Below are 21310 nucleotides of genomic sequence, written 5' to 3' on the forward strand. Positions count from 1 at the left end.
AATTCGATACATTGAAATGCCATATAGACACTTCCCTTGATGAATTTTTCCTACTATCTGATTATTATCCTCTCTCTCAAAAAGAAAAAATGTATCTTCCTTTATTTTCCAAGTACCGCATTGAGCTCCTATTGTTCGGAGACAAAATGTAGAATCTGGATACATTTCAAATTGATAGGAACAATAGTTCGTTGAAAACTTTATTAGTTTGATAATCAAAACACTAGTGCATTTCGTGCTGGTGTTTTGGTTATCAAACTAATATGAATGTGATTTTTTATCTTTTTGGTAAAAAATAAAAACCAACGAACTACTAATAGGAAAAACACTACTATTATAATAACCCGCCATAGATGCCTTTTTTTTCTCTGAAAAAAGCAAACAACTCCCTAGAAGGCTGCTCATTAAAACGACTATACCTATGCTTCTTTTCATTTATTTTTTAAATGTTTCTTAATTCCCTCCCTCTACCTAACAACAATAACAACTGCTTTTACACCAATACGGAACGTTTTCTTCAAAGTAGCTGTTATCGATAAAAAAAATTATGGAAATAATAATAGAGCTGGTGGTTGCCTTTTTAAGTTTTTTAACGGATGTAATTCTAAAATTAATTGGTGTCAAAAAATAATGGGAGAAATTGTTATAGAAATTATCGGTCAATTTGTCTTAGAATTATTTTTTGCGGTCGGTGGTCTCCTATTGGACTTGTTGTTAATAATAACAAATGTTCGTATTTCATGGGGACATTGTTATAATAGGCATCCACTTGCTTCTATCCTTACTATAATTCTCTGTATTTTATTTCCAGTCCATATTTGTAACTGGGGGTTCACCAATGGATTATTTGTATATTTAGGTATTTTAGTATGCACATTTATTGTTGTTTATTTATCAAATGTTAATGTAAAAAAACCGCTTAATAAATCCAATATTTTGGACGATGAGTTTTTGAGCTAACAATTACCAAACTTCCTAACCAATGACCACAAAGGATCTTGAACAAATTGTAAAAAAGTCTATAACTACTATTAGCTGGGATGCTATCAAACTCCTTATACAACCTTCTATAGAAATAGAAAAAACAGATTCTAATGTCCATAAAACAGGGGATAGTAAATTAGGTGGTCTTCCCGATGTTCCCCTCAATTTTGTATGGCCTTCTCATCACCATCATCCTTATAGATTCATAGCTCAATTCAATTTAACAAAATTAGCTACCCATACAGATCTTCCATCTAACGGCTTGCTTAGTGTTTTTGTAGCCGATACGCCCGAAAAAGAATACTTTTGGGGAGATGATGGATATGCCAAAGTTTTTTGGTTTGATAATAGTAAAAAACTAAGTCCTTGCCAACATCCTCAAGGATTCCAACAACCTTTTATCTCGATAAAATTAGTTCCATCTGTTGCCCTACCTCTTCGAGAGGATTTGATCCGCAACTCCTTGCTTAGCCCTGAACAAATGGAAGAACTTCAATTTGAAATCTTAGAACGCCAATGTAAAGAAATGAATCACCTTTTGGGATATCCCTTTTTTTCGACCTTGGCTTATGACCCTAGACCTGATGAAACTTGGGTATCATTGTTAAATCTTGCATCAATTCAAGAATTGGATTGGTGTTGGCACGATGGAGATTTTTTAATGTTATTTATTGAAAAAGAAAAACTTGCTAAAGGAGACTTTTCGAATATCCAGTCTGATGCAGGATAAGGTATATTTCTCATTCACTTTCTTTTATTAACGTCCGTTTAAACAAAAAAGGCTACCCATCAAAAGACAAGTAGCGCTTAAAAAAATTTAATCCTTTTTATTTCTTTTTTTCTTTTTGCTCTTCGGCAGGCGTTTTGCACTGCACCCAAGAATTGTCGTATGCTTCAAAGGCTCCTGTTTCATGAGCTTTCTTGTGATCTATTTTCCCATCTGCGTATTGGGCAAAGGCTTTAAATGCCTCTGTTTTTTGAGTTTTCAAAACAATCAAAGCTGCATTGGCAGCAGATTTAACAGCAATAGGTACACCGCCACCTAAATCCGCCCAGTGACCACCCAAAATTAAGTTTTTGACAGGCGTTTGATAATGCGCAATTTTTGCTTCCATATTCGCCCTTCCTGGACGTGCTCCCATGATCGATCCTCCCCGATTATAACTATACCTCCAGTGTGTAATAGGAGAAGCTACATCCATAAACATAATATGGCCGCGCAAATCGACCTTTAGACGTTCTTCTATACGGTCTAAGATAATATTCGCAAATTCCTCTTTTATTTTATAATAAGCGTCTGTACGAACATAGTTTCCAGCAGCGTCTACTTCACACCCCCAATAATTCTTATAATCAATATAAGCAGAAGAATATACTGTTAGAGTACCTTTCCCTTCTGGTGCCAAGCTTTTATCTCTCAAACTAGGCGGAATAATAGAAATAGCAGTTTTATAAGGATCTCCTGAATCGTGCTCTGCCCTGCTAATTCCTTCCGCTTGAATCATAATTAACTCTTCGGTAAATCCTAAATCCTCTGTCGGGCAATCTAATGCTAAAGAAATAGCCACTGCCGAACTATATAATTCAGCTGACTTTAGATTATCTTTCAAACTTTGAGGAATTAAATCGGTCGGTAGTAAGCGTTCGTAAAGCATTTCCACATCACAAGCGGCAATTACCTGTTTGCTTTTAACCGTATGTACTTTTCCTTTTCTCTCAAATACAACCCCCTTACAGACATTGTCTTCCAACAAGATACTTTGAACCGTAGCACCATATACGATATCGTTTCTATAAAACTCCGTTACGTGCGTCAACCACTCTATAAATACTTGGCTTCCGCCTTGAGGTGGTAATTGATAATCTCCAATATAAGCCCAAGCAATTGGAAACAAACAAGACAACAAATCATGCTCCGAAGCCCAATAGCGGTGCAATTCAGGGTCTTTAAAGAACAAATTCAGCCCTTTTGTAACGCCCTCTTCTCCATGATACCAAATGTAACGAATGAGTGGGCGGATGAAATTCAGTTTTTTCATTCCATTAGACACCTTATCCAAAACAGACATGGTTTCTGCTGCTCTAAAATTTTCTGCATACAAATCCCAAGTACGTGCTATTTTTTTTGCAGCTCCAAAGAACTTTTCTATGCCAGCCTTTTCGTGTGGAAAATCTTTGATCAACTGCGCTTTTAAGTCTTCGGGATTACTAGTTAATACATAATCCAAATGCTCTGCCTTGTTTCTGTAGATTCGATCCAAAGGTTTTGGTTTAGGGCGATCTTCTCCTATAAATTGAAACACTCTGGTTACAATTCCTTTTTCACCACATTGATTCAACCAATGAATAGCAGAATCAAATCGAAAGTTTTTTCGTCTAAATCCTGCCAAATATCCTCCCGCATGAGGTTCTTTTTCTACGACACAAACAGACAAGCCCGAACGGCTTAACAAAGCAGCCGCAGTCATTCCTGCGATTCCTGCACCAATAATGACGACATCATACGCTGATTTTGCCACAATTTCACTCATTCCTTATTTTATTTTCAATGAATAAAGCAACTTTACAATATTTCGTTACAAAATCTTATCCATTTAATTATCAACAAAATAACCTTCAAACATTTAAAGAATTAAAAACATGACAATCAAACCGAGATAAAGAAAAAAGCTATGCTGCCAGTACTAGCCTTTAGTGTACACTTACATGACTTAGCATATGGTTTCTATCATTTTTTTAACGACTACTTTCTCTATTCATTATTGTTTATATTTTAAGAGCATGTAGATTTATACTCTTCTAAAACCGCCCTTTGTTTTTGGGGAGAACAAAGCTAACAAATAATTCAGATATACAGAATTATTTGTTCGAACACCTTTATTGTTAGTTTCTATCAAAAATAAAAAGCATACTAAAGTTTTATAAGACCAATAGGCTAACATACAACCATCTATAAAACTCAATTTGCAGTATCTTTGAACAATGCTCTCTCTATCTACTCCTTCACAACCAAAAGCATTTTTATCCTTTTCCTCTCTCATCAATAATTCTAACTACTTTTTTTTAGCAAAAAAAATGCTTATATTCATCCGTTATTTTTTATTCAACTGAACAGACTACTTAACAATATGCTATTAAAAATTCCCCCACTTTTATTGTCCCTTTTAATCAATACTTTTTTTTTCATTTCTGCTTATGGTCAAAACAACAATGGTCGACTAGATCAAATCGAAGAGCTAGGCACCAAACTATCGGTTCCGATTAGAGCTCCAGGAGACGTGCATATTGCTACCGATTTATTTTTACCAATTACAAGTGATAGCTTGGTCATTAATACCAATATTTTAGGACAAAACATTAATTTAGAATTAATTCCAAAAGGAACACAAATTGTAGTATATCCCGAAATTATGGATAGCTCAGGAAATTGGATTCCTAATCCTAATCCATATCAACTTCCTATCGTTCTGACTAGAACACCTTATGGCAAAGATGGTTTGGGAGGCATTGGCAATATTATTCCCATTTTAGGCTATGCTTACGCCAATCAAGATGTACGAGGTAGAGGTGAATCCGAAGGCGTTTATCTGCCTCTTTATAGTGACAGTTGGCAAAAAGCTCCCTATCACAACTACAATCATTTATTAGACATTAGCAACTCTACAGATTCTACCAATGGTCGTTTCCATGAAGATGGCTGGACTGTTTATAAATACTTGTTGAACGACCTAAAAAAAGATTTTGATTTAGATGGAGATGGAATTGCCGAAACGAATGCTACTATTTGTAATGGTACCATTGGACTCTTTGGCGCGTCAGCCTTTTCTATTCCTCATTTTCAACTGATGGCATCCAACTACATTGATCCTTCTCCCAATCTACCAGGCTTAAAGGGCAATGTTGCTTTAATTGCTACAGGTGAACATTACAATACAACAGGCTACCATAATGGTGTTTTCAGACAAGGTCTAGTCAGTAAATGGCTAGAAAAAGAAATGGAATCTATAGAAGACTCTATTGGAACAGACAATTCACTATCCAATGCCTTGCATACCCCTTTTGATTTTGGCTTACCCACCAAAGCAGATGTTCTTTATGCAACTGTTGACCATTATACTGCATACAAATACCCGAACTCCTCCATTGCCAATGGCTACCCCAACTCTATTGGGCGGACTGAAATGGACATTAGCTATGCTCCTGTGGATATAAATGGAAAAGGAGATCCTAACGGAACTTTTTCTAGATATACTAATATGAATGTTCCTACTTACCACTTAACAGGTTGGTACGACTTATTTGTAGATGGGCAAATCAAAACTTGGAAAAATCTACGTACACACACCTCTACTCAACAAAAAATTGTCATTGGTCCTTGGGCACATACCTCTCTTACGATGAATCAATCTGGCGACTTAGTTTATCCCAAACAAGCTGCTGATTTACTTGGTTTTGACGGCTCTGGACTGGATTTAGGAAATTTAGCAACAATAGACTTTAGTAAAATACTGGGAACAGAACCTATCGAGTTTATGCGTTACACACTTAGTAGCAATGGTTACCTCAAATTGGGCGACCCAGTGATTCGAATTCCTGAAAGTAACACATGGCAAGGCAATAATTTAAAAGTTAGAATTCCCTCTCAAAACTACGATTTGAGTCTTATCCAATTGCTCAATTTTATTGCAGGGCAAGGAAGTTTGCCTGATATTCCTGTAGAAGCGCAACTCGGTATTTTACCAGCTGTTAATTTAAACATTCCATTTCCTAATGTAAGCGGCTTATTACCTAACTTGCCCTTTACTCTAAACCAACCCATTGCAGAACCCAAAGATATAGATTTTGATACCATTCCAGATGTTCGCTTCTACGTCATTGGTCCAACCGATAGTTTAGCAGGAAACGAGCGAGCTGGCAACTACTGGTATGCTGCCACAGAATTTCCTCTTAGTCAAGGCATTCATTATACTCCTTTTTATTTGCATCAAAATGGAACCATTGATGGTATTCGCCCCACCACAAATGAAGGAAGCACAACTTATATACACGACCCTAACCACCCTGTTTTAACAGTCGGGGGCGGTAATCTTTTCATCAAAAATCCTGACGGCAGAGATTCTCACGGGCAAATGAACTTGGCTGATTCTTCTGTTATCAACAGAACTTTAAATCATGCGGGAGTTATTCAGTTTGAAACAACTGTCTTGACGGATACTTTTTCTATGATTGGTATCCCTAAAGCCACTATATATGCCCAATCAGAGCCTCAATCTAGCGGTTCTGGCGAAACAGATACAGACTTTTTTATTAGAATTGTAGATGTTTATCCTGATGGCAAGGAGTATTTGGTCATTGAAGGGGCTGTAAATGCTCGGGCAAGAGCGTACGCTAAGTCAATTTATGATAACAACGAAAATCCTAATGCCCTATTCTCAAACATCCAAATCGGTCAAATTTATGCGTATCAATTTAATTTATTACCTATTGCCTACACATTCGGCAAACAGCACAAAATGAAAGTGTTGATTAGCAGCAGCAATTACCCTCGTTATATGGCAAACCCTAATATTCCTTTAGAAAATGGTGATTTCTTTAGAAGAAGACCCAACGATGGTAAAACGTATACCTACCAAAATCAAACCTATAGTGCTAGAGTCGCTGACAACAGCATCCATTTTAGTGATAGTTTGGCTTCTCGATTAGAATTGCCTATATATGGCAAAAATCCTTTTCCTGTTTCTGTTGACAAAATTGTATCGAACTCAGAAAATTTCTTACAATTAAGTCCCAATCCTAGCAAAGACTACTTACAACTTACATTATCCCAACAATGTGATGGTTTGATTTCGGTTTATGATAATCTTGGTCAATTAGTACTCCAAACATCCATTCATTCCAAAATAAAACAATTAGACATTCGAGCCTTAGCTACTGGGGTTTACAGGGTTCAAATAACAGATCATGACACCCAACAAAAACGAATTGGCAGTTTTGTAAAACGCTAATTTCAAACAACTTCCAAGTTAGAATACTTTAATAAAAACGACTTCCTGTAGATCACGAAGTCGTTTTTGCTATTCATTTTGACCGTTCCAAAAAATACTAGTCTCAAAATCCTCCACTGCACACACCCACTTTTTAGGAATATTTTCTTCTTTTGAGGATAAAATGGTAATACTTCCTACAATTGCCCCTATGGTATCTCGATCTCCCAAAATAGAAACAGCCTTCCACAAAGCATTCTCAAAATGCTCTAAATTATGTGCAGCACACCAAATTGTAAAAGGAACCGTATCTTGCGTCATAATCTTGCTGCCATTACCTAATATAGTTTTTACCGTATCTATATGATAAGAATAAGGCACGGATAAACTTTTCTTAATTTTGGAGCGCGTGTCTGTATCAGGCAAATGAGCTAGAATCTGGTTTATAAATTCATGGGGATTTAAGGATATTTGATGCAACTTGATTTGAGTTGCTAAAGCAGCTCCTAACGCTACAGCTAATGCTCCTGCTTTTGCTTCTATGTTAGCATGCGTGACTTTTGATGCATCAAAAGTTAGCATTTTTATCTTCTCAAAGTCATCATAGTAGTAAGCACCAATTGGAGCTACACGCATAGCTGCTCCATTTCCCATAGACCCCATTCCATCAAATACAGCCGTTGTGATTTTACGCCAATCTCCCCCTTCGCCTACTTCTCGTAAAATTCGCCTAGCGGTAGCTCCATATCCTCGATTTGGATCTTTATCATGATTTTCTACAAACAACTGAATCAACTCGTTGGGTACAATCGATTCGTGCCGTTTCAACTGCTCAACAATAGCAATTGCCATTACGGTATCATCAGTAAACTCCCAAGTTGTTGTCGGAATTTCTCGTTGCGCTATTTTAGATAATACAAACGCCCTTTCACCAAAAAAGCTTTCACCAAAAAAGCTTTCACCAAAAGCATCTCCAATCGAAAGTCCTTTTAAGGATTTTTTTGCCAACTTTAAACGATTCATCCTTGTTATTTTATTTTTTATGGTTCTCCCCAGCCTCGTTGCTTCGTGGCTTTTTTAGTTTTTTACAAAAAAGCTAAAAAAGCCACGAAGTACTACAGCCTATAATTCTCATTAAATTATTACAACAATAACCATAGTACAAATCGTTCACGAATCCCAATCAATTATTTATCTTTAGGTATTTTCAAACCCCAACGATTTCATAATAGTGTTGATAAACCCTGATTTAGCTTGAGCATAATCATTTTCCGATTCCCAGTTCAAAGCCCCTAAATGCAGTTTCAATGCTTCGTAGGCTTGTCTATCTTCAACCTGCTTTCTCAAATGATTTCTAAAGGCTATGTGCCGTGCATAAAAATTAGTGTCTTCATGTACTATATGGACATGAAACACTCGATCATAAGTTTGACGCAAGGGCATCCTATCTTCAGTACCGATCTCTTTTTGAGACCATTTTTGTAAAGGGTTCTTTGATTTAATCTTAATAAAAAAACGACGAAATGGCATAATTCCATTATATTTGGAGACATATATATACCCCAATTTCTTAAAAACAGGAATGCAATCATCTAGTGTTGCCTCTTTGGCTAAACCTAATAAAATATCTATCGTTGGCTTAGCAGACAACTCAGGAACAGAAGTACTTCCAATGTGGGCTATTTTAGACGATATATTTGCTACCTTTAAAGCTCTTAGTATCCTTTGTTCTTCTTTTTGGTAAATTAATTTCCAATAAGGATTATGGGGAACGATTTCGATTTGCATTTGTTAATTTAAAATGAGTAATCCTCAAAAATAATAAATACCATACAGTAGCAGCATCGCTACAACCATCTTATTCTTTAATATTATTTTTTTGACCACTGACTTAGAATGATAAACAGTAAAACTATCTTTTTTAATTTATTCTTGTTATGTTTCTTCATAACACTTAAAAGTAAAGCTAGTTTTATAAATTCCCAAACAATGCCAGTACAAGAGAAAAAAACAACGGTCTATCTATTATCTGGATTGGGCTTAAACCCAAATGTTTTTAAACATTTAACAATTCATTCAGATGACATTCATCATCTCAAATGGTTAGAACCAAAAAAGAAAGAATCATTAGAGTCCTATGCTTTGAGAATGTCAGAAGGCATCCAGCTTAAAGGAGACAACAAACTTGTCTTAATTGGACATTCCTTCGGAGGTGTGTTGATGCAAGAAATTTCAAAAATTATAACAACAGATCAAATTATTTTGATTTCAAGTATTAAAGCAAAAAAAGAAAAAGATGCAGGAATGAATTTTTGGATGCGTACTTTTCCTCTACACCAATTAGTAACTCAAAAAATGGTCGTTAACAGCTTCAAATCTTGGGGCAAAAAACATGGTTACCAAAGTCAAGAGGCACAAGCTATGTTTCTCCATGCAGCACAGCAACACAGTAGTTATTATTTCCGCTGGGCAACTTCCCAAATTATCGCTTGGGAATCAAAAGATATAACCACCCCAATTGCTCATATTCACGGCACAAAAGACAAAACTTTTGCCTTCAAACGCATTCAACCACCCCTTATAGCAATCGAAGGGGGTAGTCATTTGATGGTTTTTAACAAAGCTGCTGAAGTAAGTCAACACATCAATCATATTCTTGATAAGATGTAATATTCTCAGTAACTCTAACGATAAACAGAATTATATTTAATAGCTTCTAAATGCCCCATTTTTCCAAAACAATTGATGGTGCAATCCTTTTTCTCTTGCTCCCGTTTTAAAATTAAATGTAGGCTGGTAATAATGTATTTGCTTTCTGCGAGCATTGTAAGTTAATTCGACGGGATATTGAGTGGACCCCTCGACACTCCAGTAAGATGTTTTACTATCAAAGCAATGAGCACATTCTAAGAGTTGATTGTGTTCAAGAGAAAAAATGCGAAGTGTCGTGTGTTCTTGCCCAACGCCATGGCTGCCTTTTCCCAAGAAGAGATAATACAAATCATTAGAAGGGGTATCTAACAAATAAATTTCTTGAATAAAAACATCCTTATAATCTCTCTCCCTTTCCTTTCCATCGGACAAAACATGGAAATAAGACTCATTTCGAGCTCCTCTAAACTGAGCAATGGAACAGACTGTTCTGCCATTACCTAAACAGAATGCATCCCAACTAAAAACACGAATTCTCTTATCGGGAGATTCGACTATTTTGATCAACTGTTTTAATCGCAAAAAAGGATAATAATAACTCCCTTCTTGCAACAAAACATGCATCAATTGACTTTTTAGTTTCTCACTAAAAATTTGTTGACGCTCTGGGTTTTGTTCTAAGTTCGCCTTTTTTAGAATTCTATAAGTATCTAAAATTTGCTGCTCAACTTGTCCAAAATCTATTTGTGCCTGCAAATCAAGTATTGCAAACAATATTACAATTAGTACAAAACCTATTCGATTCATATTATTAACCTCTTATTCGTCCTCTTCTGTATCTCCTAATAACATCAACATCTCTCGTTTAAACAAATCAGGAATTTCCTCTGTATTCAAACAACAACCAACAGGGATATTGGGATACAATTGATCGTATCGGCGAACCAAACCAACGGTTGTTCGTCTAAATATATGCTTACGTTTGATTTTTGCTGGTTCTGCAATGCCCGCAGCAGCCATCATATCCACAAAAGCGTACAATGTTTTTTTATGGAAATGATAAACACGTTCACTCTTATCATCAACATGCAAACCTTTCATTAACTCTTTGTCTTGCGTAGCGACACCAGTAGGACACTGATTCGAATGGCACTCCAATGCTTGGATACATCCCACCGCCATCATCATAGCTCGAGCACTGTAACAAGCATCTGCTCCCATTGCCAATACTTTGACCATGTCAAATGCTGAAGTAATTCTACCAGCAGCGATAACTCTAATGTCTTTTTTTAGATTAAAGCCTCTCAATGTATCAATGGCAAATGACAATCCTTCTTTCATAGGCATTCCCAAAGAGTCAGAAAACTCGACAGGAGCAGCTCCTGTTCCTCCTTCGCCTCCATCAATGGTAATAAAATCGGGATAAATATTAGTCTTTATCATCGCTTTGCACATATCATAAAACTCTTGTTCGCTTCCTATGCAAAGTTTAAAACCAACGGGCTTCCCTCCTGATAAATCTCTCAATTTTTTGATAAAATGCATCAACCCTTCAGGGCTGCTAAAAGCTTTGTGGTAAGCTGGCGAAATAACATCTTGATGAGGCTCTACACCACGAATTTTTGCAATTTCTTTTGAGTTTTTAATAGCAGGCAAGATACCACCTTTTCCAGGCTTTGCTCCTTGAGATAGTTTTAGTTCTATCATTTTGATAGATTCGTAGGCAACCGTTTTTTTATACTTTTCGGCATCAAAAGAACCATCTTCGGCACGAGCACCAAAGTACCCTGTTCCTAACTGCCATATCAAGTCGCCACCTTGCTTGTGATAAGGGCTAACTCCGCCTTCTCCTGTATTGTGTGCAAATCCACCTTTTTTAGCTCCTTTGTTCATTGCCATTACAGCATTAGCACTCAAAGAACCATAACTCATAGCAGAAATATTGTACAAACTTAAATCGTAGGGATGTTGACAATCGGTCCCTCCTACTCGAACTTTAGGATGTCGATTCATTTTGGAGGGATCCAACGGGTAAGCTGAATGCACCATCCATTCGTACCCTTCTTCGTAAACATCAATCTGAGTTCCAAAAGGTACGTTCTCATTGACCTCCTTGGCACGTTGATAAACTAAAGAACGGCGACGGCGACTAAATGGCTTTCCATTTAAATCATTTTCTACAAAGTATTGTTGTATAGCTGGTCGAAAGGATTCCATTACATACCTCAAACGTCCTAATATAGGGTAATTTCGTCGAATAGCATGTTCTTTCTGAAAAACATCATACAAGCCCATTAGTATAAGTGGTGCAAGTACGGCGAATGCCCATAAAGCTTTTGGTGTGTAAAATTGTGCCAACAATAGGACCATCGCAATGGATAAGATCGAAACAACATAGAATTTCAGACGCAGGTTTGGTATTGTCATTGAGGATTTTTTTAGTAAAATAGTCACACTCGTATAACTGCAAAAACAGAAAACAGTTTAAATTAATAAAAAAATCTGATTTTTTGACAATGGATTGAATGAAATCCTAGAGCAGTGGCTTTTGTGGTTGTGTATAACCATAATATAACTTGCTTCCCCTTCTAGCAGTCTTAAAAGGAACTTTCTAATGACACCAAACGGTTTATTAAATAATCATTTCTAACACTATTCATTTTTAAACCTAACCCTTCATGAAAAAAAACACTCTTTCAGAACTTAGAATAACAAAGAAACATATCATAAGTGTTATGGTTATGCCCAGCATCATCTTTAGTTTTTTATTTTATCATGGTTTTATAAATCCAACCAAAGATGATAGTAACGACACCTTGTTTATCTATTCTATAATGATAATCTTAATTTTATGGGCTATCACTTATATTTGGAATGCCTTAAAATATAAATTAACTGTCACCGACCAATTTATTCATTTAAAAAGTCTATTCACAGATAAAAAAATATTAGCTGCAAGTGTAGACAACTATAAAACAGATCAGTATGGTTTGCATATTTACATAAAGAACTACTCTGAATCTCCTTGTATTTCAATAACTGCTAATTTAGATAATTCTGAAATACTATATACATGGTTGGCGTATTATTCTAAAAACCTCGAAACAGAAACTTATGTAAGAGCTTATGAAGATGAATTAAAAGAAATTTTGAGTGATAATAAATATGGAAAAAATAAAATAGAAAAAGAAGAGAATATAGCTTCTGTCAATCACTTTGTGAAAATACTAAATAGGTTTGCATTTATTTTATTCATATTGATCTTTGTAGGTAGTCTAAATCTATTCCCCATCCCCTATATTCTGCTAGATATAAGCATTTTTTTAACCATTTTAATTCCTATCATATTAGTGTACTTCTCTCTGAGATACCAAGGCTTTTTCAGTTTAGATGAAGAACAAAATAAAATATCTCATTTCCCAAGCATATTTGAATCATTAATCAATCCAAATATATCGCTCAGCACCTACTGGCTTTTGACTGGTTTTTATATCTTTGACATTTCTACTATTTGGACATATGCTTTAGTGATAAGCTTACTTATCACCTTTCCTATATTTTATTCTGCAAGAGATGTTTCGTTTAAAAAGATTGGTGATTACTTTGGTGCATCATTGGCTGTTATTCTCATGCTAGGATATGGGTATGGAACCATAGCTTATCTAAATTTTTATTTTGATAAATCTGAAGCTCAAATATACCCTGTTGAAATATTAAATAAAAGATCAGGGAAAAACAATGACAGTGCAAAGCATATAACATTGGCTCCGTGGTCCACCTACAACAAACCTCAAGAAGTAGAGGTTCTTCAATCTTTTTTTCATAAAATAGAAAAAGGAGATAAAGTAAATATTTACCTAAAGGAAGGCTATCTTGGGATTAAATATTATAGTATCAATACTTAGTTTCATTCTAGCACTGAAGTAGCATGGAAATATTTTAGACTCGATTGATTAACTAGATTAAATACTTCTTTTTCCAAGCCTCTTGCATCATACAATGTCTTTATAATGAAACTATCCCTTTGCTCACTTAAATCTGTATACAAAGCTTTCTTTTGAATTATCAGCTTACTTTTTCCTTGATACCTAAAAGTTTCTTCAATTTTGGGTTTAGAAGAAAGCATTACTCCTTCAAAAGGGTTGTGTAAAACTGTCATATAACGAAAATCTTTTTCTAAGTTCAAATATAAAGTTGTGATTTTTTTGACTCTATTTAATGAATCATACTGATATGCTTTTTTGTAAGCAATACTTTTTACCTCTTTATCTTCGTGCCAATATCCATTTTCTGATAATAGCAAGTTTTCTGATGAGAATATCAAAATAGTAGTATCTGAAAGCGGCATTTCACTCGGGTCCATTGTTTCTAATGATTGTTGGGTCTTGAACCAAATTTGGTGTAGTTTTCTTTCTTTAGGGAAAAAATCATATCTAATGCTAAAAGAGGCTATATAATCTGTTATGAATTCTTTCTTTATAAGAAATCCTAATGAATCATATTTTAAACGAGTACGCCCAGTTGAAGCATTTATATAAATTACGTTTCCTAATGAATCAAATAAATTATATCCAACTTGCAAGGTATTATGCAAAGAGTCCTTGTAACAAACAATCGTTTTCTTGATTTCGTTTTTGATGATAACAGGTTGGTTGGTTACAGGGAAAATTAAATCTGAAATATTAGGCAGATTTTCAGTTTTATTGAGCGTACATCCTTCTAGTATAAAAAGTAGTAAAATTAAGACTACTATTTTAGTTTTTATCACCTTGTCAATATTTATATTACAGGAGAAAATAACTACTTCTTAAACGAGCATTGAACTCCTAGCATCAAACTAACTTGGTCTCCTTTGTATTGAGCATTAAGAATGCCTTCATCATCCAAGGCAGGTGTTTTTCGTTCCCAATAAACCAAAGAATCATGTATAGAAGTACTTCCCAATGTAAAACCCAACGACAAAGTAATGCTAAAATGTCTCGTGATTTTATACTGAGCAATCAACCCCGCTTCACCAAGTAACAGATACCTAGATTTGAAACTAGCATTGTACTCATATTTAAAAGAAGAACTATTGGTAGGATCTTCTATTTTTTGCTGTTGAAAACGCCACTCATAACGCCCTGTTTCGTGTCGATGTACCAAGAGCGCAATTCCAAGATAAGGATGAATCGATAGTTTTTTGTCAATCGTAAAAATAGTCGTTTTTAGCCGCAGTGGAAATTGTAAAAATTGCCCAGGCAACCATTGCTCTTTGTCCAACCAACTTACTCCATCCAAATGATAGGCATAGTTATTATTCAGTTGATGGGCATATACTCCCATCTCCAAGGCAAGGTAAGGATTGATTTCAAAACCCAAACGAGCTCCACCAATAAAATCTGGGCGATTGACAAAATTAAACTCCCCTTGCGAAGCAAACGTTTGGACAATATCCCATTTCAGACCACATTCCATATTCACATAGAATTGAGCCTCTACTGATTTATGAATAAAAAGTAAAAATAGTATACACAACCAATAATTCCGTAATGGCATATTTTTTATTTTATAAAGTAGAGATTATCCCTCCAATAAGACAATTCTTTATAAGATACAATTAAAAATTCAAGTCTAAAAAAAAACGTTGCAAGCATTCACTTACAACGTTTTAATTTTAACATTTTTATTACATTCTTGGGAACTAGAAACAATTAACACAAGTATCTAAACAAGATAGCAAATTGTTTAAGGCAGGTAGTTTGAGGTAATAATAAACTCGTTGTCCTTCTCTCTTGCTTCCTAAAATTCCTTTCAGTTTCATATTGGACAAATGATGTGAGGTTAGAGACTGCTCACTATTGATTCGTTCGCAAATTTCGTTAACGGATAATCTATCCTCATTGTCTAACAGTTGCAAGATAGATAAACGAATAGGATGTGCTACAGCTTTTAGTATCGAAGCTGCAAATTCTAATTGATCTGGTGATAAAGAGGTTTTCTTCTCTATTTGAACATCTTTCATAAAAGTGAATTAAACGCAGGTTATACCTAAAAATAAAGTAGGTGTTAATTGATGGCAGTTCGGGGGAGTTTTTCTATTTACAAGTAGGTTAATTAATTCCTGCAATATAAGCAACCAACTGATAACTAAACACATTAAAGCATTGAACTCTCTTAAGTAAATGTAAGATCGAACTATTTAATTGATTGATAGCAATGAATTGGTATTCTATATACCTTGAAATACCAATTCAAAACTCCAATAAAGATACTTCTTTTAAATCACTTTTCAAAATATGAAAGACTTATCATAACTATTTTTTAATTAGAAATAATAATCTCTACTCTACGTTTCTGATGCTTTGCAATATCGCCTTGAACAACGCCTCCTCCTTCATATTTAACTTGCGAGGTATCCAAGCCCAAACTAATTAAATAGTCAGAGACCATTTTAGCTCGCTCTATGGATAGAGCAAGATTAAAATCTTGGTTTCCAACATCATCAGCAAAACCAGTTACTTTTAGCTTTATGGTTGTTTTATCTTCAAATTGGTTCACCATCCGTTCCAATTGTTCTTTTTGAATTTCTGTAATATTATACTTTCCAGAATCAAAGTAAACGGAAAGATTTTTACGCACCTTTCGTTTGGGAGGTATTTTTGCTTCTGTCTTGGTCGTGCTTGGAATTAGAAACACTTCTATCTTTTTAGTAGGCTCATCTTTGTTTCTTCTAAAATATTCCGCGCCCACAAAAGTTTGATAATCTGGTTTCATTAAAATATAAGAATAGGAATTTTTATCGGGTAAACAAACAAAAAAGCGACCATGCTCATCCGTTTTAAATTCTTGTTTTGGCGTTCCAGATTTACCTATCTTAACCTTGACATTCTCTACAGGCTCTTTGGTAGCCGCATCATAAACATAAGCATCAACCATGACATTCGCTTTTTCTGGAGCGATTTCGGGGTGCATTGCAATGGTGTAAATATCCAACCCACCTTGTCCGCCTTCTTTTGCGGAAGCATAATAAGCAGTCGTACCATCAGGACTAATGACAATTCCTGCCTCTCTAAATGGCGTATTAACAGCGTGTCCCAAATTTACAGGTTGGGTCCATGTTCCATTTTCTTGTTGAACCGTTCTAAAAATGTCTGCTTCCCCAAAACCAGGATGACCATCAGAAGAAAAATACAAGGTGACCCCATCAGGAGCAATATAAGGCGCTTCCTCATCGCCATCAGTATTAATTGCTTCCATATTAACTGGAGGATCCCAGAGACCATCCTCTGCTAACTTACTCATCCACAAATCTGTTCCCCCTTTTCCTCCCTTTCTATTGGATGCAAAATACATGGTTTTTCCATCACAGCTAATAGCGGGTTGTGAATCCCATTGCTTGCTGTTTAGTCCTTGAGATGGGCGCACTTCATCTACAACTGCAAAGTCGTTTTGAGTATCAAAATCTGCTTCAAATATGTCGCAACCGCCTTCCACATTTTCCCAACCACAAGCAGAAAAATAAATCACTCGACCACAAACCGTCAATTTGGCCATTCCTTCATTTCTAGGAGTATTGATTGCTTTTGATATAGATCTAGCTTGCGACCAATTACCATTCGCAGCAGGCTTACTCATTAAAATATTTTCGCCCCCTCTATTAGAAGTAAAAATTAACCAACGACCATCCCCTGTAAGAGTAGGCAAGTATTCATCCGCAGCAGAGTTAATATTTCCTCCGAGATTAATTGATTCTTCTTTCATCCCACTTACATCAATTTCTCTAGCATAAAGACAACTCCTAATTTCTCTCTCCAAAATCATATCATAAGCAATTTGTACCGTTTGCTCATCGGCTTTATAATCCGCAGAAGCAGCATTTTTATACAAATTAAACAATGCCAATGCTCTGTCATACTTGTAACGTTTCATATACGCCTGCGCACATTCAAAATAAGCTGCTTTGGACAACGTTGGAGACAACTCAAACAACTTTTCATAAGCAAGAATAGATTCGTCGTAGTTTCTTAATTTGGTATTAACTATACCTAATAAACGATAAGCAATAACAAAATTTTTCTTTTGCTTAATTGCCGATTCCAATGCTACCTTTGCTGGTTCAAATTGCTGTCTATTAATAAGTAATTCCGCATCTTGAATAAGCTCTTTTACATTTTTGGTCTTGGTAGGTGTGTCTCCAGGTTGTGCATCAATCTGAGCACAAAAAAGAATACAAGTAATTGTAACAATGAATACTTTCTTCATAAGTATATAATCGTGAGTTGTTGAGTATCGATCTGTTTTGTAATGTTATTAAGAGCAATTAAATCAGCACCATAGCTGCAATTCTATTCTCAACTCAAAACCTTGATTGACTTAATAGTATTTTGAGCAAGTTCAACATTCAATGACCTATACAAAAACCTATTGAGTTGAATAAAAACTATTGTACAAAGCAAAACTGCACTTTCCTTAATAACAATTTTTAATCCATTCTGGCTTAATGTTTTGTTAAGGTTTGTTTTTTCCTAAAAAGAAAGTCTTGACTACCTTTTTCTTTATTTCCGAGGTATCCAACAAACTTCTTCGGCATTTAACAAAGCTCCTACATAACGACCTAAGACAAATAAATAATCAGATAGTCGATTTAAATACTGCATGACAACAGGCAAAATGGGTTCATTCTCATTCAATGCAACAGTCATGCGTTCTGCTCTCCTACAAACACATCGAGCAACATGGCAAAAAGATACTGTTGGATGTCCTCCTGGTAAAACGAAATATTTGAGTGTTGGCAGCGTTTCTTGCATTCTATCAATCTCTGATTCTAGATAAGTCACATCTGAGTCGTGCAAATCAGGTGTTTTTAAATTGTTTTTAGATGGATCTGTTGCCAAAATAGCTCCTAAAGTAAATAAACGATCTTGTACCTCTTTTAGTACATCTCTCAATGCTTTATCTTCTAAGTAGTCTCGAATCAGCCCTATATAAGAATTTAATTCATCTACTGTTCCATACGATTCGATTCGAATATGATTTTTGGGCACTCTTGCTCCTCCAAAAAGAGCTGTAGATCCTTTATCACCTGTTTTTGTATATACTTTAAATGCCATTGTCTTTTGTCATTAAATTTATTAATTGGCTTCTAATTGTTTCTGTTACACAAAAGTACAAACAATGTGCAATTTATAAACAGGATTATCACAAATATTCTAAACTTGCTTTGTAGAATGCGTACTGTTTTTATCAAAAATGAGGTTTGACGCCAATGCATCAAACCTCATTTTTGATAAACTTCCTATAACAATAGTTAGCTGCGCTGCTACTACATGGTCGTTGAAAAACTTTATTAGCTTGATAATTAATAAGTTACAAATTCACTACACTTGTGCTAAAGCATTAATTATCAAGCTAATAAAGTTTATTTTTTGTTTTTTTTGGTAAAAAAGTAAAAAACTAAGCTTGCCGAGTAGGCTTGTGCTAGTAGCACAAAAGCCCAAGGTCATGAACATAACGAACTACTACTAAAGGTTATGTAAGTAAATTTTGTATGAAGAATGAAAAATGACCGTTAACGGAGATTAGGTAATGATTTAGCTCGCAGGCTCGTGAGAGAGTTCTGCGTAGCTTTGCGTCCGAACTAGCTTGGCGAAGCATGCAAGCTAGTTCAGTAAACAAGCAGTAAAAATCATCTAATCGCAGTGTTGGGTCTTGATTTTGCTTCTTTTATCAAGAAAAGAAGAACAGACGAGTAAACTATTCCATAGTGTTAAAAATCAAAAGACATAGTAACGGTTCTCATAACTTTTTACATGCATAACCTTTACTACAAAACATCTCTTTAAAAACACAAACACTGTTTTATTGTTGATAACTCCAGTGATGCAATCCTTTGGGGTACTCTTTCTCTAACTGATCCACAACAATTTGATAGTGCGAGACATTATTAATAAAATCTAAGCCCTCTACATCCATTATCAAAATGGATAAATCATGCTCTACCAGTCTAAAGAAATCAAAATAAGCTTGCTGAATTTTTAGTAAATAGTTGGCACTAATGTCCTGCTCGTATGCTCTTCCTCTTTTAGAAATATTTGCTAACAGGTCATCCACAGAACGGTGCAAATAAACCAATAAGTGCGGTTTTGGAAAAGAGGCATTAAGTGTATGGAACAACCGCTGAAATAGGCGCAATTCTTCGTTGACTAAGTTTTGGCCTGCAAACAACAGAGTCTTGGAAAAGATATAATCTGAAACGACATACTCTTGAAACAAATTACCTTTCATTAACAAATCTTGTAATTGCTTGTGTCGTTCGGTCATAAAAAACAACTCCACAGGAAATGCATAACGATCAGGATTCTTGTAAAAAAGTGGCAAAAAAGGATTATCTGAAAACTCTTCTAAAATAAGACGGGCGTTCAAATCTTCTGACAGTAATTTACTCAAAGACGTTTTACCCGCCCCAATATTTCCTTCGACAACAATATAATTTCCATTCCTCACTTTTAGAGTACTCTTTGTCATAATAATTAATCTGCAAGTTCTAACAATACAACAGATGCTTTATCTGTGCATGCTTCTAATAGCTCTTGAACATTTTTATTTAAAATTGGATGTACCCAATCTGTTGTCAACTCCGCCAAAGGTTTCAGAACAAAATTACGCTCTTGCAACAATGGATGTGGAATTTCTAGCCCCTCTTCTTTAACTACTAAATCATTAAAGAATAGGATATCAATATCCATTACCCTTGGCTCCCATTTTACAATGCGGGAGCGCCCCATTTTTTGCTCGATAACTTGGCACTTGTGCAACAATACAGCTGGTTCTAATGCTGTTTTCACACAAAGTACTTGGTTATAATAATTTTCTTGTCCTTCAACGCCCCAAGGTTCTGTTTCATAGATATTGGATTCTTTGGCAACAATTCCAATATTGCGGCTAATCAGACTGTGTACTAATTCTAGGTTTGCCGCTCGATTTCCCATATTGGTTCCTATGGATAAATATACTGTGTTCATTTATAGTTGGTTCAATACGTCTAATATATTTTTGTAAATTGGTTCCTTGTTCTTAAGTTCTTCAACGGGCATCCAAACCGCCAGATCAATATCCTCTTCCGTTTGTGGTGTCAATAGGGTTTCGTTTGTTGTCATCTTGTACCAAGTAGACCATTTCAAAATTCGTTTGCCTTTCTTAGTTTTATAGGTATGATAGGTATCACAGACGAAGTTCTCTAGGTTCAGTTTTTGCACTCCCGTTTCTTCTTGGACTTCTCGAATAGCTGTTTCTTCTATAGATTCTCCTTCTTCTTCTTTTCCTTTCGGCAAATCCCAATAGCCCATTCTATGAATAGCCAATACTTCATTTTTTGAGTTAAAAACAACACCGCCTCCCGCTCTATGAATTTTATACATTGTAAAAAAATCTTCCTTCAATTGAGGCAAGTCTTCTGAGACTACAATTATAGAATCGTAGCTTTTGGTACCTTTTTCTAGATTATCAACAATTTGATGTAGTTTTTTTCGACGTTTTAGTGTGTGTTGAACGACCATATCTCTCAATCGTCCTGTTGTATATTGAGGTGCCTCTTCTTTAGAAACTAGCAAAACAGGAATCTCGCCAATATATATTTTGTACATTTGTGTTCTTTTATAACCTTTGATAATTGGTATAATAGTTACAACAACTATCACAGAAATTGAATG

Annotated in this window: 17 protein-coding genes; 4 read left to right on the forward strand and 13 right to left on the reverse strand. The window is 35.3% G+C overall.

The genetic code is table 11. The features are described 5' to 3' along the window. Window positions 1-982 precede the first annotated feature (982 nt). Entirely contained in the window at window positions 983-1714 is a 732-nt protein-coding gene (locus QP953_RS16620) for a YwqG family protein (protein ID WP_309551927.1), read from the forward strand. 97 nt (window positions 1715-1811) lie between these two features. Here QP953_RS16620 and QP953_RS16625 read toward each other — a convergent pair whose 3' ends face one another. Further along, the gene (locus QP953_RS16625) at window positions 1812-3515 is read right to left on the reverse strand and encodes an NAD(P)/FAD-dependent oxidoreductase (protein WP_309551928.1); all 1704 of its coding nucleotides are present in this window, start codon (window positions 3513-3515) and stop codon (window positions 1812-1814) included. A gap of 597 nt (window positions 3516-4112) precedes the next feature. On the opposite strand from QP953_RS16625, the gene QP953_RS16630 reads away from it, so the two are divergent. Then, window positions 4113-6989 carry a CocE/NonD family hydrolase gene (locus QP953_RS16630; RefSeq protein WP_309551930.1) on the forward strand — a complete coding sequence of 959 codons (2877 nt, stop codon included), beginning with the start codon at window positions 4113-4115 and terminating at the stop codon, window positions 6987-6989. A gap of 69 nt (window positions 6990-7058) precedes the next feature. Here QP953_RS16630 and QP953_RS16635 read toward each other — a convergent pair whose 3' ends face one another. After that, window positions 7059-7991, reverse strand: a complete 933-nt coding sequence (locus tag QP953_RS16635; RefSeq protein WP_309551932.1) for an ADP-ribosylglycohydrolase family protein — start codon at window positions 7989-7991, stop codon at window positions 7059-7061. 174 nt (window positions 7992-8165) lie between these two features. Then, complete coding sequence (locus tag QP953_RS16640; protein ID WP_309551933.1) at window positions 8166-8756, reverse strand: GrpB family protein; 591 nt, start codon at window positions 8754-8756, stop codon at window positions 8166-8168. Window positions 8757-8957: 201 nt separating this feature from the next. On the opposite strand from QP953_RS16640, the gene QP953_RS16645 reads away from it, so the two are divergent. Further along, on the forward strand, window positions 8958-9638 hold the full coding sequence (locus QP953_RS16645) for an alpha/beta hydrolase (RefSeq protein ID WP_309551935.1): 681 nt from the start codon (window positions 8958-8960) through the stop codon (window positions 9636-9638). Between the two features lie 36 nt (window positions 9639-9674). Here QP953_RS16645 and QP953_RS16650 read toward each other — a convergent pair whose 3' ends face one another. Next, window positions 9675-10427: a hypothetical protein gene (locus QP953_RS16650; protein WP_309551936.1), complete on the reverse strand. Its 753-nt coding sequence runs from the start codon at window positions 10425-10427 to the stop codon at window positions 9675-9677. A 12-nt stretch (window positions 10428-10439) separates the two neighbouring features. Continuing rightward, window positions 10440-12047 carry an FMN-binding glutamate synthase family protein gene (locus tag QP953_RS16655; RefSeq protein WP_309551938.1) on the reverse strand — a complete coding sequence of 536 codons (1608 nt, stop codon included), beginning with the start codon at window positions 12045-12047 and terminating at the stop codon, window positions 10440-10442. A 251-nt stretch (window positions 12048-12298) separates the two neighbouring features. On the opposite strand from QP953_RS16655, the gene QP953_RS16660 reads away from it, so the two are divergent. After that, window positions 12299-13525, forward strand: coding sequence for a hypothetical protein (locus QP953_RS16660; RefSeq protein ID WP_309551940.1), 1227 nt, complete (start codon window positions 12299-12301; stop codon window positions 13523-13525). 2 nt (window positions 13526-13527) lie between these two features. Here QP953_RS16660 and QP953_RS16665 read toward each other — a convergent pair whose 3' ends face one another. The 8 genes from QP953_RS16665 to QP953_RS16700 all read right to left on the reverse strand — a co-directional run bounded on the left by QP953_RS16665 (window position 13528) and on the right by QP953_RS16700 (window position 21244). After that, window positions 13528-14388, reverse strand: coding sequence for a hypothetical protein (locus QP953_RS16665; protein ID WP_309551941.1), 861 nt, complete (start codon window positions 14386-14388; stop codon window positions 13528-13530). 32 nt (window positions 14389-14420) lie between these two features. Then, window positions 14421-15158 carry a hypothetical protein gene (locus QP953_RS16670; protein ID WP_156039610.1) on the reverse strand — a complete coding sequence of 246 codons (738 nt, stop codon included), beginning with the start codon at window positions 15156-15158 and terminating at the stop codon, window positions 14421-14423. Window positions 15159-15303: 145 nt separating this feature from the next. Beyond that, entirely contained in the window at window positions 15304-15624 is a 321-nt protein-coding gene (locus tag QP953_RS16675; protein ID WP_052592091.1) for a helix-turn-helix transcriptional regulator, read from the reverse strand. A gap of 299 nt (window positions 15625-15923) precedes the next feature. Then, entirely contained in the window at window positions 15924-17864 is a 1941-nt protein-coding gene (locus QP953_RS16680; RefSeq protein ID WP_052592089.1) for an OmpA family protein, read from the reverse strand. A gap of 293 nt (window positions 17865-18157) precedes the next feature. Beyond that, window positions 18158-18712, reverse strand: coding sequence for a cob(I)yrinic acid a,c-diamide adenosyltransferase (locus QP953_RS16685; protein ID WP_052592087.1), 555 nt, complete (start codon window positions 18710-18712; stop codon window positions 18158-18160). Between the two features lie 748 nt (window positions 18713-19460). Beyond that, complete coding sequence (locus tag QP953_RS16690; RefSeq protein ID WP_052592085.1) at window positions 19461-20126, reverse strand: deoxynucleoside kinase; 666 nt, start codon at window positions 20124-20126, stop codon at window positions 19461-19463. 5 nt (window positions 20127-20131) lie between these two features. Further along, a complete protein-coding gene (gene folK, locus QP953_RS16695; protein WP_309551943.1) occupies window positions 20132-20623 on the reverse strand; it encodes a 2-amino-4-hydroxy-6-hydroxymethyldihydropteridine diphosphokinase in 492 nt (163 codons plus the stop codon). Next, window positions 20624-21244, reverse strand: coding sequence for an NUDIX hydrolase (locus tag QP953_RS16700; protein WP_052592081.1), 621 nt, complete (start codon window positions 21242-21244; stop codon window positions 20624-20626). Between the last annotated feature and the right edge of the window lie 66 nt (window positions 21245-21310).

Source organism: Aureispira sp. CCB-E, from assembly GCF_031326345.1.
In the GTDB taxonomy this organism is placed as follows: Bacteria; Bacteroidota; Bacteroidia; order Chitinophagales; family Saprospiraceae; genus Aureispira.